This window comes from Sinomicrobium halophytocola, from assembly GCF_052983395.1.
Map to the genome: position 1 here is coordinate 28,606 of NZ_JBRKIT010000028.1, position 15,132 is coordinate 43,737.

9 protein-coding genes are annotated in these 15,132 nt (G+C 44.9%); 3 read left to right on the plus strand and 6 right to left on the minus strand.

Annotated features, from left to right (window positions below; genetic code table 11):
* The 3 genes from ACVBDY_RS11070 to ACVBDY_RS11080 form a co-directional block, all read right to left on the minus strand.
* Window positions 1–4,887: a T9SS type B sorting domain-containing protein gene (locus ACVBDY_RS11070; RefSeq protein ID WP_447175546.1), complete on the minus strand. Its 4,887-nt coding sequence runs from the start codon at window positions 4,885–4,887 to the stop codon at window positions 1–3.
* A gap of 28 nt (window positions 4,888–4,915) precedes the next feature.
* On the minus strand, window positions 4,916–6,052 hold the full coding sequence (locus tag ACVBDY_RS11075) for a hypothetical protein (protein ID WP_447175547.1): 1,137 nt from the start codon (window positions 6,050–6,052) through the stop codon (window positions 4,916–4,918).
* An 88-nt stretch (window positions 6,053–6,140) separates the two neighbouring features.
* Window positions 6,141–6,467: a DUF4870 domain-containing protein gene (locus ACVBDY_RS11080; RefSeq protein ID WP_447175548.1), complete on the minus strand. Its 327-nt coding sequence runs from the start codon at window positions 6,465–6,467 to the stop codon at window positions 6,141–6,143.
* Window positions 6,468–6,656: 189 nt separating this feature from the next.
* Here ACVBDY_RS11080 and ACVBDY_RS11085 point away from each other — a divergent pair, with 189 nt between their 5' ends.
* Window positions 6,657–8,543, plus strand: coding sequence for a helix-turn-helix transcriptional regulator (locus ACVBDY_RS11085; protein ID WP_447175549.1), 1,887 nt, complete (start codon window positions 6,657–6,659; stop codon window positions 8,541–8,543).
* A gap of 60 nt (window positions 8,544–8,603) precedes the next feature.
* Here ACVBDY_RS11085 and ACVBDY_RS11090 read toward each other — a convergent pair whose 3' ends face one another.
* Genes ACVBDY_RS11090 through ACVBDY_RS11100 form a run of 3 tightly spaced genes read right to left on the minus strand, consistent with a single transcriptional unit; the run spans window position 8,604 to window position 12,695 of the window.
* On the minus strand, window positions 8,604–8,753 hold the full coding sequence (locus tag ACVBDY_RS11090) for a hypothetical protein (RefSeq protein ID WP_447175550.1): 150 nt from the start codon (window positions 8,751–8,753) through the stop codon (window positions 8,604–8,606).
* Between the two features lie 10 nt (window positions 8,754–8,763).
* Window positions 8,764–9,207 carry a DinB family protein gene (locus ACVBDY_RS11095; protein WP_447175551.1) on the minus strand — a complete coding sequence of 148 codons (444 nt, stop codon included), beginning with the start codon at window positions 9,205–9,207 and terminating at the stop codon, window positions 8,764–8,766.
* 35 nt (window positions 9,208–9,242) lie between these two features.
* A complete protein-coding gene (locus tag ACVBDY_RS11100) occupies window positions 9,243–12,695 on the minus strand; it encodes a methylmalonyl-CoA mutase family protein (protein WP_447175552.1) in 3,453 nt (1,150 codons plus the stop codon).
* Between the two features lie 267 nt (window positions 12,696–12,962).
* Between ACVBDY_RS11100 and purU the strand changes: the two genes are divergently transcribed.
* Both purU and ACVBDY_RS11110 read left to right on the plus strand, forming a co-directional pair.
* On the plus strand, window positions 12,963–13,817 hold the full coding sequence (gene purU / locus ACVBDY_RS11105) for a formyltetrahydrofolate deformylase (protein WP_447175553.1): 855 nt from the start codon (window positions 12,963–12,965) through the stop codon (window positions 13,815–13,817).
* A 40-nt stretch (window positions 13,818–13,857) separates the two neighbouring features.
* The gene (locus tag ACVBDY_RS11110) at window positions 13,858–14,562 is read left to right on the plus strand and encodes a DUF4197 domain-containing protein (RefSeq protein WP_447175554.1); all 705 of its coding nucleotides are present in this window, start codon (window positions 13,858–13,860) and stop codon (window positions 14,560–14,562) included.
* The last annotated feature ends 570 nt before the right edge of the window (window positions 14,563–15,132 follow it).

Below are 15,132 nucleotides of genomic sequence, written 5' to 3' on the forward strand. Positions count from 1 at the left end.
TTAGCGTCTTAAAACCAAAAATCCTTTTACTTTTTTCAGATCATTCCCGTCCCGGAGCAGCATATCAAAGAAATAGGTCCCCGAAGGTAACCTGCCGCCACCTAATCCGGTGAGTTTATTGGCAACTCCTGTAAACACATTGGAATGGTTGTCATAATCCTCCATGCGGAACACCATATCCCCCCACCTGTTGTATACGGAAACCGTATTGTCAGGATAGTTTTCTATGCCTTCTATTTCCCAGAAGTCGTTGATCCCGTCGCCATTGGGAGAAAAACCGTACTTTGTTTTATCAATATCAAAATCCGTTTTGGTCGTAAAACGGATTCCCGGACATCCGAAAGCACTTCCTTGTGTATTGTATGGAGTGATTGTCATATAGTAGGTAATGTTCTCATCCAATTCGGAAGTCAGGTTATAGGTATTCCCGGATACCTGCTGATGGTCGATAATATCTGCCCCCCCGGCAGTGGTACCCATTGAAATGTAGTACCCATCGGCATCAGCAATGGTGTTCCAGGATATATCAGTGTCTGTAGCTACATCGAACGCGCCATCAGCCGGACTCGTTATAACGGTACAGTCAGGGGCTGTCGCCAAAATTTCCGTTGTAAAACTGGTTTCGGTACAGCCGGTAGCGCTTCCCTGAGCGTTGTAGGGAACTACTGTGATGTAGTACGTTGTGTTTTCATCAAAATCCGTAGCCGGATCAAAGGTGGTGCCGGTTACCTGGTGATTGTTCAGCACATCCGTGCCGCCGGAAACAGTTCCGATGGAAACATAGTATCCCGCTGCTTCGGCAACAGCATTCCAGGTGATACCGGCATCCAGGGCCACATTGTCGGTCCCGTTATCCGGACTGGTTATTGTGGTGCAATCCGGAGGTGTCGAAAGAGCTTCCGTGGTAAAACTGGTCCCGGTACAGCCCGTAGCATTTCCCTGGGTGTTGTATGGAACTATGGTGACGTAATAGGTAGTACTCACATCAAAATCAGCAACCGGATTAAATGTCGTACCTGTTACCTGTTGACCGTTCACCATATCCGTGCCACCGGGAGCCGTTCCGATTGAAATATAGTATCCCTCGGCGCCAGTAACAACATCCCAGGTTATATCCGTGTCGACAGCAATATCAGCGGCTCCGTCGGTTGGGCTTATGATGGTGATACAATCCGGGACGGTTGGCAGCGTTTCGGTGGTAAAACTGATCCCGGCACACCCCGAAGCACTTCCCTCGCCATTGTAGGGAACTACACGGACGTGATAAATCGTATTTTCTTCCAATTCGGAAGTCAGGTTATAGGTATTCCCGGACACCTGCTGATTGTCGATAATATCTGTCCCCCCGGCAGTGGTACCTATTGAAATATGGTACCCATCGGCATCAGCAATGGTGTTCCAGGATATATCGGTATCTGTGGCCACATCGGGAGCACCGTCTGTAGGGGTGATGATTGTTGTACAACCCGGTGGTGTCGGTAATGTTTTCGTAGTAAAACTTTCCTCCTGACAGTTTTCGGCCTCTCCTTCGGTGTTGTACGGAACTACACTTACATAAACCCGAGTGCCCCCGGGCAGGTCGTTGTGCAGATCGTAAACCGTGGTGTTGCCCACATCTTCATTGTTTACGATGTCTGTGCCACCTGGTGCTGTTCCCACGGAAAGATAATACCCCCCGGCTTCGGTTACTGCGTTCCACTCCATATTGGCAGAAACAGAAACATCGGTTGCACCGTCAATCGGGTTGGATAAGGTGGTACATTTGGGGGCAAGGGCCCCCGTGGTAAAACTTTCTTCCTGGCAGCCAGTGGCGCTTCCTGCGGAGTTGTACGGGGTTACGGTTACGTAAATGGTTGTATTTGCCGGCCAGTCACCAATAAAAAGGTCAACCGTGAAACTGCCTACGTCTTTGTTGTCAACAAGGTCCGTACCGCCGGGCGAAGTCCCCACGGTGAGGTAATAGCCATCGGCTTCGGGGACAGCATGCCATTTTATATTGGTGTCAACAGGAACGTTCACAGCACCGTCGACGGGATCGGACATCGCGGTACAGCCCGGCGGTTTCGGTAAAGTTTCCGTAGTAAAACTGATTTCGCCACAACCAGTTGCTTCTCCGTTATCGTTAAAAGGTACTACACTGACGTGGTAGGTTGTGTTCTCTTTAAAATCGGTTGCCGGGTTATAACTGGTTCCGGTTACCGGCTCTTCATTTATCACAATATCGCCGGCATCGGTTCTTATAGAAATGTGATAACCGGAAGCGCTTCCAACCGCATCCCAGGTAATTTCCGTATCAAGCGGAACATCCGTGTCGCCATCTGCCGGAGAAGTCATTGTGGTACAGCCGGGGGGAAGAGGCGTCGGTTCCACTATCGAAAAACTAATCTCTTCGCAACCCATGGCCTCGCCTGCCTCGTTATAAGGAATTACCTTAAGATAATAGGTGCCCGACTCAGGGTCTTCAAAATCCTCCCACGGTTCCAGTCCATTCACCACATCCGTACCGCCCGGAGTAGTGCCCATATAAATCCGGTAGCTCTCGGCTCCTTCCACTTCTTCCCAGCCCATACCCTCATAAGCGGGATAGGTAGTTCCATCTACAGGCGTGGTGATCACAGCACAATCAGGAGGTGTCAGCGTTTCTGTGGTAAAACTGATTTCGGTGCAATCTTCAGCACTTCCTTCATTGTTGTACGGGGTGACAGTTACGAAATAGGTGGTATTTTCTTCCAGGTCAATCTCCGGAATGTAGGTTGTTCCGGTTACAGATTCCTTATTCACGACATCCGTACCGCCAGAAGTAGTTCCTATGGAAATATAATAGCCGTCGGCTTCAGAGACTGACTCCCAAATGATATCTGTATTCAGGGGGACATCTTCCTGATCATCCTCCGGGGTTACAATCGTCGCACAGCCCGGGATAGGCCTCAAGGTTTCTGTAGCAAAACTGATTTCGGTACAATCCTCAGCACTTCCCTCGTTGTTATACGGGGTTACAGTTACGAAATAGGTGGTGTTCTCTTCCAGGTCCACTTCCGGAGTGTAGGTTGTTCCGGTTACAGATTCCTTATTCACGACATCCGTACCGCCGGAAGTAGTTCCTATGGAAATGTAGTACTCGTCGGCATTGGCAACTTCTTCCCAGGTAATATTTGTATCCAAAGGCACATTTTCGGCTCCGTTAACCGGGTTGGTTATCGATGTACAATTAACTACACTGGACGTTTTTTCTGTTTTAAACCTTATTTCACTACAGCCGATAGCTTCACCGGCACTGTTATAGGGTATAACCGAAACAAAATAGGTGGTATTTACTTCCAGGTGAACGGGAAGTTCAAAGGTGGTTCCCGTGACCTGTTGCCCGTCTATGACATCAGTTCCGCCGGAAGTGGTTCCGATTGAAATAGTATATCCCGTAGTTTTGGGCACCGCCTCCCATGAGATGTCAGTATTCACTGCAACATCAACCGCTCCGTTCGCGGGAATTGTAATTGTGGTGCAGCCCGGCAGTTGTAATTCGTGCACGCCCATATCGATTTTATTGCCAATAAGGCGTTCGTTTTCGTAAAGATCATTTGAAGAACCGGCAGGGGTTACGGATACCCTGTTGAATAATGCGGTATTCCCGGCGTTTGCAGCCGGACTGTTACGCCGGATACGGTAGTTCCCGTTGCTGCTATTAACAAAGAGCGGGTCTACACCTACCAGGTTATTCGTACCACCGGAATATTTCTGTAAAATACTTCTCCTGACATCAAGACCGGAGAAATCCGAGTTGGAGTATGCAGGGGCAATATCCGGAGCAAATTTCCCGGCCGCTTTGTTGTTGTAAAGGATGCTGTTATAAATATGGGTATATTCCTCATCAGAAGAAAAAGAGTGAAAAACTACAGCAGTATTGTTATTATCTACAAAAGTGGTGTTGGCTATATCAATTCCTTCCGAATTATATATGGCTCCCCCTACATCCGAAGCAGTGTTTTTGTCAAATAAGGTGTTAACTACTTTAACTGTCCCGAAATTATTATATATCGCACCTCCCCTCAACTTCGAGTTATTACTGCGGAAAACAGTATTGGATACATACAGGTCATCAAAATTCACATAGATAGCTCCACCTATATCATCGCTGTGATTATTTTCAAAATAACAGTCGATAACCGTGGCATTTTCTCCCCAGGCATAGATTGCTCCACCGGGATAGTACGATGAATTATTAATGAATTTGCAATGCTTAATCTGATTATTCTTTCCGAACCGTATATGCATTGCCCCACCTCCAATATTACCGCCTTCATTGTTGTCATTCCGGATTACACGATTGTTTTCAAATACCGAATTTTCAATAACAATATTATCCGTGCTCCAAAGGTAAATGGCCCCGGAGCCTATTCTGTTTGCTGAAGTATTATTCCGGAAAATACAATTATTGATCCTCGTCCCATTCCCGCTTAAGTATAATGCTCCTCCTCCCGTAACATCATTTACGTGGGTTCCGGTTCTGGCAAAACCATCTTCAAAAGTAAGGCCGTCAAAAACCATATCACTTGTAAAATAGTCTGTCTTAATGATACTGTTTTTTTTATCACCGCTAAGAATACTTGGGTAAACAGCCGGATTTCTTTGGTTTCCCGTTCCGGAGTATCCGCCGTATATCTCCAAAGTTTCATTAATCTGCAAAGTTGACTTTATTTTATATGTACCTTGCCTGACCCATATTTTATCATTACGGGATGCGTTGGTTATGGCATCCTCAATGCTACTCGCCTGACCCCAGGAAGAACCATCCCCCTTACCATTCGGGGCCACCCGGATAATAGTTTGCGCCTGTACAAAAACGCACCATAAACAGGCTATAAAAAAGATGACATGAACTTTACACTGCATATACTGTTATTTATCTAAAGGAGTTTCCTTACAAATACCTGAAAATCATTATATTTTTCAATACGCCGTGAATATATTCCCGGGCTTCCTGATCGGTTTGGGGATATTCAAAATTCAGCTCCAGGTATTGGTCCTGTCCAAAATAGGTTTTGGCAACCCCTTTTATCCGCCCTTTAACCTGTTCTTCTTTATAATAGACCACTTGACCCTGTCGCTTATAGGAATTCAGCTGTTGATGTTCTTCATCAAAACCAATCCGGTCCTGATCGGTGCCTTTCAAAACTGTAAACAGTGTTACCCGGCCTTTTGGTGTATCATAACTAAAGTAATAGCCGCCTTTTACGATCTTTTGTGCCTGTTGGAAAGGTGTATCCCTCATTTTGAGATGAACCTTGTTCAATGTTGAACTTTTATCCATATAAATCCCCACAAAAGGGTCTTTCCAAAACGTTTCTTTGGTATTTGCCGGTTTCAGTTGCTGTACTGTTGCATCCTTCCACTCCGCGATATGTAGTCCCAACTTTTCATTTACCGCATTCAGCTTGGACAGTGTGGCCAATGTATCGGTTGCCCGGAGCGGGATAACCGTTTCAAAGATGAGCCTGTCCTTTTGATAGAAACCCAAAAGATAGTCCTTGTCTGATATCCGGGCCCAGTAAACACCCGTTTTATAGTCGCTAGTCCGGGCAAAAACAGCTGTTTCCGACAAGGTAGCGTGGTGGATATCCATCGCAGCATCCGCTCCGCCTAAAATCACATTTCCGGATGTACTGTAAGAACGATCCAGGAAAACCTCCTGGTCATCGTACAGCAACGTGGCATTTACAAACAAGTCGCCCCACTGCGGGTCTTGGTATAAGACAGTCTTCTTTTGGTAAATGGGATTGTCAGGGTCGTTATAAGTCTTATGCAATTCTCCTACAGCATTTTTATAGCGCGCCATAAACGGAAAAACCTGCTCTGCGTTGGTAAATACCAGCTTGTTTGCGTCAGTTTGAACAAGTTCATTGGAGAACGGCGCCTGGCGAAGCCATTTATCCAGGTTTTTACCGGTGAGCTGTGCTATCTCTTTTTCCCATACAAACTCTTTAGTTTTTTCAGAATTACATCCCATCAGGGCAAATAGTAATATAAAACTACACAAACTGTTTATCCATGTCCTCATCGTATATTTTTAAAAAGCTATTCCATTGTAAATCTTACGACCACACAATAATCCTCCTCTTTTACCCAAACAGCTTATTCCGTATCAATTAAAAGTTGAACTTCCCTTCAAAAAATTTCCCGATCAGCGGAACCGGTTTCAGCGCTTCGTTAGCCGCGGCAATGATTCCGAAAATGAGCAAAATAAGCGGCACAAAACCCACCAATGAAAGGATGCTTCCTAATGAAGGAACTACCCGGATAATTATACTAAGGATGATGTTCAGAATAACGGCAAAAATAAATACCCCAAGTCCCTGTCCGAGATGGTAAGAAGCAAGCGCGCTTTTTTGTTCGCTTCCCTTATGTTGTAAATAAGCGACGATCCATCCGATGATAGTAATGTACGATACGATTGAAATGGTCCTGGCATTCATGATCATTATGATTTTATGATTAATAATTCCGGTTAAAAACTTCAGGGACAAATTTAGAAAGCCAGACCCCGCGAAACAATTTTCAGCTGCATACACGGCGACTACAGCTTATCGGAAGAACGTCTACAAAGCGTCTACGAAATTTGTATCTTTGGCAAAAGGACCTGTAATTGTTTATACCTTTATTGAATGGATAAATCGTTGTTTATTTGCTTTATAACCTCCTTTATCACTTTATTCCACCCATCTGGGATACAGGCGCAATCCGTAATTATTGACTCCCTGAAAACCATTGTAGACAAACCGGCGACTCCAAACGGGGAACGTATAGAAGCAATGGAACAGCTATCCAGGATAACAGCCTCTCAGAACAAGCTTTATGAAGCCTTGAAAATAGCCCGGGAAGCACAACAACTTAGCCAACGGGAAGAAGACGGACGATACGGTGCACTGGTACAGGCAAGATTGGGGGCCCTGTATGTACAACAAGACAGCCTGAACCTTGCCTTTCAGGCCATAGACAGTGCTGAATGGTATGCCTCCCGTACTCCGGACAAGATCGTTCAGGGGCTTGTGCGTTTTCGCAAGGGATGGCTGGAACATATCGTGGAAAACACCGACAAGGCCTATCAATATATGCTGGAAGCACTTCGTATTCTTGAAGAAGAGAATGCCCCTCTTTACAAAAGCAACATCTACCATTACCTTGCCGCCATACATGCCTATTGGGGAAATCCCGAGAAGCAGTTGCATTACACCAGGCTTTGCCGCGATGCCGCCCTGAAGAGTGGTGATCCCGACGCTATAACCAACGCATACCTCAGTATGGGGGTCAATTATCTTTACCGCTTCCGCAAAGCCCCGGACCGGCAACAATTGCTGGATTCTTCAAAATATTACAATACATTGGTACTGAAACTGACAGATTCCCTCCAACAACGGATCACCATGCGGAGCACCGGGGGAATAGCCGCTCTGAATATGGCTAATCTTTATTTTGAATTTTATCCGCCTTCATATAAAGACAGCGCCGAAGTATACCTCAACAAGGCATTGACCCTGGGAAGAGAAGCCAATCATTCTGAAATCATTGCCAACAGTTACGGGATATTAAGTGAATTTGCCCTGACAGAAGGTGATTACAGCCGGGCCGAGAACCTGTTGCTTATGGCATTAAGCGAAGTTTCCGATAGTACCAGTGGGGTCCTGGTCAAATCGCGTATCACCAACGCTCTTTCCCGGGTGGCCGAAAAAAATGGCGATGACACCAAAGCCCTGGATTATTACAAACAGTACATGCGGTTTGACAAGGAGTTGTTTGACAAGGAAAAGCTCTCCATTGCCCAGCAACTGGAGGCACAATACCAATCCGAAAAGAAAGAACTCGCCCTCGTAGCTGCCCAACAAGAAAACGCTTTTACCAAAAAACTGAACCGGTATTATTTAATCCTGATCGTTGCCGGGGTGATGGCCCTGTTTTTTCTGTTCCGTTCATATCATTTCAGACTCAAGGCATCCCAGCAACGACAATTGCTACTGACCGGTGAAAAGCATGAAGCGGAACTCCAGGCCAGCCTAAAAGCCGAAGAAACCGCCCGCCTGGAGGCTGAACGCGAACTTATGCAGGAACGCCTGGACCGGCTGGAAAAAGAGCTTTTGGCCGGAACCTTACAGGTAGAGGAAAAAAATACCCTTCTTCAAAACTTCAAAGAGAAACTCAACGCACTGGACAGCGGTGATCCTCTACGCAGGCAAATCAACCGCCTGATCTCCAAAAATTATGAGGTGGACAAAGGTTATGATGATATTAAAGCCGAATTTTCCGAAATACATCCCGAATTCATTGCCGGCCTTCAGCAAAAAGCGGAAAACAAACTGACCCGCCTCGATCTTAAATACTGTTCCTATATCCTCATGGGGCTTACCAACAAGGAAATTGCCATAAAGCTGAATGTCGACCCGAAAAGTATCCGGATGGCCCGCTACCGGCTCAAACAGAAACTGAACCTTCAGAAAGACGAAAGCCTCGACGGATTTATCAACGACCTGGGGACAAAACCGAACACAACGGAGTAACTGGTAACTTTTTAACTGTGGAATTACAAATACGTGGAGGCCACAAGCCCTTCATAAAGTTTACAAAAGCGACCTCCCGCCCTGCCTTTGTCTTCTTTCTATTTCTTTTTCTTCTTCCTTCTTTCCCACCATATCAGGAAGCCTGTTACAGGAAGTGTCGTGGCAATAATTCCGGCAAAGAAAGTGGAAAGTTGAAACCGGCACTGTCATATTGTTGGATTTATCTTTTATAAAAAATATAATCCGTTGCCAGGGGTTCCAACCCGGAATCCCGGAAATTCATAGCTATCTGTCCGCGGTGATACGTAGAGTGATTGACCACATGAAACAGAATATTACGGATGTTGTTCGAATACGGGGCTCCCTTACTGTTCTTATAATTGATAATTTCCGAAAGATCTTTTTGTCGTAATATCTTTCCGGTAAGGATATGGTTTTCTTCATTTACCTTTTCTACCAATCCGGCGGGAATGGCTTCCCACACCCCGTATTCTGAGGCTATACCACTCAATCGGGCGTTCCATACGTGATGTGCCGTTAATATATGGTGAAACAGTTTTTTGCTTTTGTCAGGTACGTTTTCTCCGGCTGTAAGAAAAGCGGTTATCAGTCTTTTGTTACAATCCAGGTTATATGCAAACAATTCGGAAAATAATGATTTCATGTACTCGTATCGTTGGGGTTATATACACCACAAATTTACATATTTCTCCTGTATTGTCCGCCTACTTCAAACAATGCTTCCGTAATTTGCCCGAGAGAGCACACCTTGGTAGCCTCCATCAATTGCTCGAAGATATTACCATTTTCAATAGCCGTGTTCTGAACTTTCTCCAGTTCCGCCTCCACTCTCTTCCCTTTGGTCTTTTTCAGGTTTTCTACCGTTTGTATCTGCAACTGCTTTTCCTCCTCGGTTGCCCGTATGACTTCCCCGGGAATTACAGTTGGCGAGCCTTTGGAACTCAAAAAGGTATTTACCCCGATAATCGGAAATTCCCCGGTATGTTTCAGGTTTTCGTAATACAGACTTTCTTCTTGTATCTTACTGCGCTGGTACATGGTTTCCATTGCTCCGAGAACTCCTCCCCGTTCCGTAATGCGGTCGAACTCCATAAGTACGGCTTCTTCCACCAGGTCTGTCAGTTCTTCAATGATAAATGCCCCCTGAACAGGGTTCTCGTTCTTTGCCAATCCGAGCTCCTTGTTAATAATGAGTTGTATGGCCATTGCCCGGCGTACACTTTCTTCCGTGGGTGTGGTTATCGCCTCATCGTAAGCATTGGTGTGTAACGAATTACAGTTATCATAAATAGCGTACAATGCCTGTAAAGTGGTACGAATATCGTTAAAATCAATCTCCTGTGCATGCAGGGAACGCCCGGAGGTCTGAATGTGATATTTGAGCATCTGTGCCCTTTCGTTGGCTTCGTACTTATACTTCAGGGCCTTGGACCATATTCTCCGTGCAACACGGCCTATAACCGCATATTCGGGATCAATACCGTTGGAAAAGAAAAACGACAGGTTAGGCCCGAATTTATTGATATCCATACCCCTGCTCATATAATATTCCACATACGTAAAGCCATTGGCAAGCGTAAAGGCCAGCTGTGTAACGGGATTGGCCCCGGCTTCCGCAATGTGATATCCTGAGATCGATACGGAGTAAAAATTACGCACATTGTTTTCAATGAAATACTCCTGCACATCTCCCATAAGACGTAATGCGAATTCCGTGGAAAAAATACAGGTGTTCTGCGCCTGGTCTTCTTTAAGGATATCCGCCTGCACGGTTCCTCTTACTTGAGATAGTGTTCGTTGTTTTATTTCGTTATATACTCCCGCGGAAAGCACCTGGTCTCCCGTAATTCCCAGCAATAACAAACCAAGGCCGTCATTACCCTCGGGTAGTTCTTTTTTTCCTCCGGCAGCATTGTATTGTGGTCTTGGCAATCCTTTATCGTCATAAACTTCCCGAAGCTTTTTCTCTACTTGTGCTTCAAGGCCGTTCTCCCTGATATATATCTCACATTGCTGATCTATTGCGGCATTCATAAAGAAACCGAGCAGCATAGGCGCCGGGCCGTTGATGGTCATGCTTACCGAAGTTTTCGGATCGGCCAGGTTAAACCCGGAATACAGTTTTTTAGCATCGTCCAGGCAACAGATAGAAACCCCGGCATTACCTATTTTACCATAAATATCCGGACGGTGCCCGGGATCATTTCCATATAAGGTAACCGAATCGAATGCGGTGGAAAGCCTCTTGGCATCCATCCCCAGGCTCACATAGTGAAAACGCCGGTTGGTACGTTCCGGTCCGCCTTCCCCGGCGAACATACGGGTAGGGTCTTCTCCCTCTCTTTTAAACGGATACAGTCCGGAAGTATACGGAAACTCTCCCGGTACGTTTTCCTGAAGCACCCAGCGAAGAATATCGCCCCAGGCCGTGTATTTGGGCAAGGCCACCTTGGGTATCTGTGTATGTGACAGCGATTGTGTATGTGTTTTAATACGTATTTCCCTGTCTCTTACTTTAAATACATATTCCGGTTTTTTATAGCGGTCCGTTTTGTTTTCCCAATTACATATGATCTCCCAGTAATGCGGGTCCAGTTCCATTTTCACCCGGTCAAATTCGGCCAGTAACAGTTTCAGGAAGGACTTCTTCTCCTCCTCTTTTATTCTTTCCATCAATTCATCTCCGTCCAGACCGGACTTCGTAACCAGGGGAAACGGATCGCTTTCATCTACAACACTGCAAACAGCCATACATATACCGTAAAGTTTCTGTGCTACTGCAACCTGCTTTTCCACGGCCTGGTCATAATTCCTGTTGTTATCAGCAATTTCCGATAGATAACGGACACGTTTAGGTGGAATGACGAATATCTTCTCACTCATTTCGTCGTGCCTTTCGAAAGAAGATTTCAGGTCTGCCCCGGTTTTCTCCGCTACTTTATCCATTACATTTTTGTAGAGCATGTTCATACCGGGATCGTTGAATTGTGAGGCAATGGTCGCGTAAACCGGTAGCGTATCCGGACCGGCATCCCACAACTGATGATTCCGCTGGTATTGTTTCTTCACATCGCGAAGGGCATCCGGGGCACCTCGTTTATCGAATTTATTAATGGCCACCAGGTCGGCAAAATCAAGCATATCTATTTTTTCGAGTTGCGTTGCCGCTCCGAATTCAGGTGTCATCACGTAGAGGGAAACATCGGAATGATCGAGGATCTCCGTATCGGACTGTCCGATACCGGAAGTTTCCAGTATCACCAGGTCATACTCCGCTGCTTTGAGCACATCTACAGCTTCGGCAATATGCCTGGACAAGGCCAGGTTAGACTGTCTTGTGGCCAGCGAACGCATATACACCCTTGGATTGTTAATGGCATTCATGCGAATACGATCGCCCAGCAGTGCCCCTCCTGTCTTTCTTTTGGAAGGGTCTACGGATAGTATGCCGATAGTCTTTTCCGGGAAATCTGCCAGAAAGCGCCGTACCAATTCATCCACAAGGCTTGACTTCCCCGCACCCCCGGTTCCGGTAATCCCCAGGACAGGTACAATCTTACTCCCTTTTCCGGGAGTAAATCTTCTTTCGAACTCTTCATGGTTATTTTCCGCAAGAGAAATAAGGCGCGCTATGGTATTTACATCTTTGTCATGCAGCGTTGATGTCACTTCCTGCCCGTTCTGAAAAGCGGGAGAACGAAAGTCGGCTTTTTCTACCAGGTCATTGATCATTCCCTGTAGTCCCATCTCGCGGCCGTCATCCGGAGAATAGATACGTGTTATCCCGTATTCGTGCAACTCCCTGATCTCTTCCGGTAGGATAACACCGCCACCCCCACCGAATATTTTTATATGACCGGCCCCTTTTTCCTGAAGAAGGTCGTACATATATTTAAAATATTCATTGTGCCCTCCCTGGTAGGAAGTCATGGCTATGGCATTGGCATCTTCCTGTATGGCCGTATTCACCACTTCTTCCACACTCCGGTCATGCCCCAGATGAATGACCTCCACTCCGGTCGCCTGGATAATACGCCGCATAATATTGATAGCGGCATCATGCCCGTCAAACAGGGAAGCTGCAGTAACTATCCTTACTTTATTTTTAGGTTTATATGTTTCTGTGTTCACTTTTTTATGATTTAAGTCCCGTTAGCTCAAATACACTTCGGAATGTTCCATGGAAACCGGGAAATTCCCGACTACTTCTGTTTCATTTGCAACAAAAGTGCTTATTTCGTTGTGCAATTTACGGATTTATTAAAAAACATACTGTTTTTAAGAAGATTTGTAATTTAAAAGTAATGTTAAAAATCCTTGCCATTTTTGACTTATTTTAGATTTCCCATAAGTGCTTGTTTAACCCGGGTTAAACAAGTTTTAAAGCCCCGAAAAGGTATGCACAAAATCACATTACTCATTTCCTGCAAGGACACACAAGGTATTATAGCTTCGGTAACCCGTTTTATTTACAAGAAAAACGGCAATATCATTTACATCGACCAGCATGTGGATATGGAACACGGTGTATTTTTTATGCGGTTGGAAAGCCAGTTTGCCGAATTTCCGGGTTCGCCGGAAGATTTTAAAAATGAATTCGGTCACCAGATAGCGCAACAATACGGTATGTCATGGGAAATTCATACGGATGAGCTCAAACCGAAAATGGCCATATTCGTTTCCAAATATGACCATTGCCTTTACGACCTTCTCGGAAGGTATAATTCGGGGGAACTCGGCGTAACTATTCCTTTTATTATAAGCAATCACAAAGACCTGAAATCTGTGGCAGACAGTTTTCGTATTCCTTTTCACCACATACCGATAGGCCCCGATAACAAGGAAGCATCGGAAAAAGAACAATTGCGTTTGTTGCAGGAAGCAAGTGTGGATTTCATCGTACTTGCACGCTATATGCAGATCGTATCGGAAAAACTGATAAGTCATTATCCGCATAAGATCATCAATATCCACCATTCTTTCCTCCCGGCATTTCCGGGGGCAAAACCTTATCATTCCGCTTTTAAGCGGGGGGTAAAGATCATAGGGGCCACCAGTCACTATGTTACGGAAGAACTCGATGCGGGTCCCATTATAGAACAGGACATTGCCAGGGTAACCCATGCACATTCCATTGAGGACCTTGTAATGAAGGGACGGGACCTGGAAAAAATAGTATTGGCCCGTGCGGTTAAACTCCACATCTCCCGAAAAGTAATGGCTCACAATAATAAGACTATTGTTTTTTCATAGTACATTTGTTTTTATTCTCTTTTATAAAAACAGATACTACATGAAAAAAGCGATCTACGTATTAGGTATTTTTCTAATTTTTTCCTGTGCGGAACTGCAACAGGTGGTAAACCAGTTACCTGCGTCAACAACGCTCGGTAACGAAGAAATTGCTTCCGGACTGCGCCAGGCCCTGGATCTCGGTATTGAAAAACAGGTAAGCAAACTCACGCAGCAAGACGGCTTCTTTAAAAACCAGATGGTAAAGATCCTCCTCCCTGCCGAATTGCAGAAAGTAGACAAAACGCTCAGGGATATCGGTTTGGGCAACCTGGCAGATGAAGGACTGAAGGTCCTTAACCGGGCAGCGGAAGATGCAGTAAAAGAAGCCACTCCCATATTTGTCAATGCCGTGAAAAACATCTCTTTCAACGACGCTAAAAATATTCTTCTCGGAGCGGACAATGCAGCTACGGCATACCTGCAAAACAATACGGAGAAACAACTTTACAGTAAATTTTCCCCGGTTATCAATAATTCGCTTTCCCGGGTTGGCGCTACCGAGGTATGGAGTAATATAATCAACAAATACAATGCCCTGCCCATTACCAATAACGTAAACCCCGATCTTACGGATTACGTTACCCAGGAAGCACTTAAAGGAGTCTTTACCATGATCTCCGTAGAGGAAAAAGAAATCCGAAATAAAACGACTGCAAGGACAACCGACCTGTTAAAACGTGTATTTGCACTGCAGGATCGTTAAAATAACCATACACCCCCTCATTTATTGAGGGGTATTTTATTTTTTTATCACCTAACACAGTATCTTACCCATTATTTTTATCATTCAGACACTAAAACCCCTTAAAAAATACATATATATCAAACAGGTGTTGTAAAAAATACTTTTTCTTTGCTGAAATATCTAAAAAACTAACAATAATTAATTTAACATCATTTAAAATGTTAATTATATATTAATTAATTATTTTACATCTATATTATTTAATAAATTGCTAATATAAAATTAACGCGGATAGAAATTTAAATCCTGAATTTTGTAGTGTTCGTGTGAACTTTTATTAATGATTATTTGAGTTAGTTAGTTTAGAAAAAGGGGCGTCAGTCCCTTTTTTTTATTTCATACGATTTTGCAGTAGCCAAACCGGGTGGTTCTAGTCGGTGATTTCGATATAATTGCCTATCGGCAATCACTCAACCACCTCTGTGCCGTCTGTATATTTAGTAAAAGACACTAACAGGAATCACTAAATGCTACTATAACTCAAGCAGAGGTGGCTGAGTGCCCCAGCGAAGCGGAGGGTGTATCGAA

What these genes read in the sequence shown, in the direction of transcription:
- ACVBDY_RS11070 (WP_447175546.1), bottom strand. Translation starts at nt 4,887, where the DNA reads ATGCAGTGTAAAGTTCATGTCATCTTTTTTATAGCCTGTTTATGGTGC.
- ACVBDY_RS11075 (WP_447175547.1), bottom strand. Translation starts at nt 6,052, where the DNA reads ATGAGGACATGGATAAACAGTTTGTGTAGTTTTATATTACTATTTGCC.
- ACVBDY_RS11080 (WP_447175548.1), bottom strand. Translation starts at nt 6,467, where the DNA reads ATGAATGCCAGGACCATTTCAATCGTATCGTACATTACTATCATCGGA.
- ACVBDY_RS11085 (WP_447175549.1), top strand. Translation starts at nt 6,657, where the DNA reads ATGGATAAATCGTTGTTTATTTGCTTTATAACCTCCTTTATCACTTTA.
- ACVBDY_RS11090 (WP_447175550.1), bottom strand. Translation starts at nt 8,753, where the DNA reads ATGACAGTGCCGGTTTCAACTTTCCACTTTCTTTGCCGGAATTATTGC.
- ACVBDY_RS11095 (WP_447175551.1), bottom strand. Translation starts at nt 9,207, where the DNA reads ATGAAATCATTATTTTCCGAATTGTTTGCATATAACCTGGATTGTAAC.
- purU (WP_447175553.1), top strand. Translation starts at nt 12,963, where the DNA reads ATGCACAAAATCACATTACTCATTTCCTGCAAGGACACACAAGGTATT.
- ACVBDY_RS11110 (WP_447175554.1), top strand. Translation starts at nt 13,858, where the DNA reads ATGAAAAAAGCGATCTACGTATTAGGTATTTTTCTAATTTTTTCCTGT.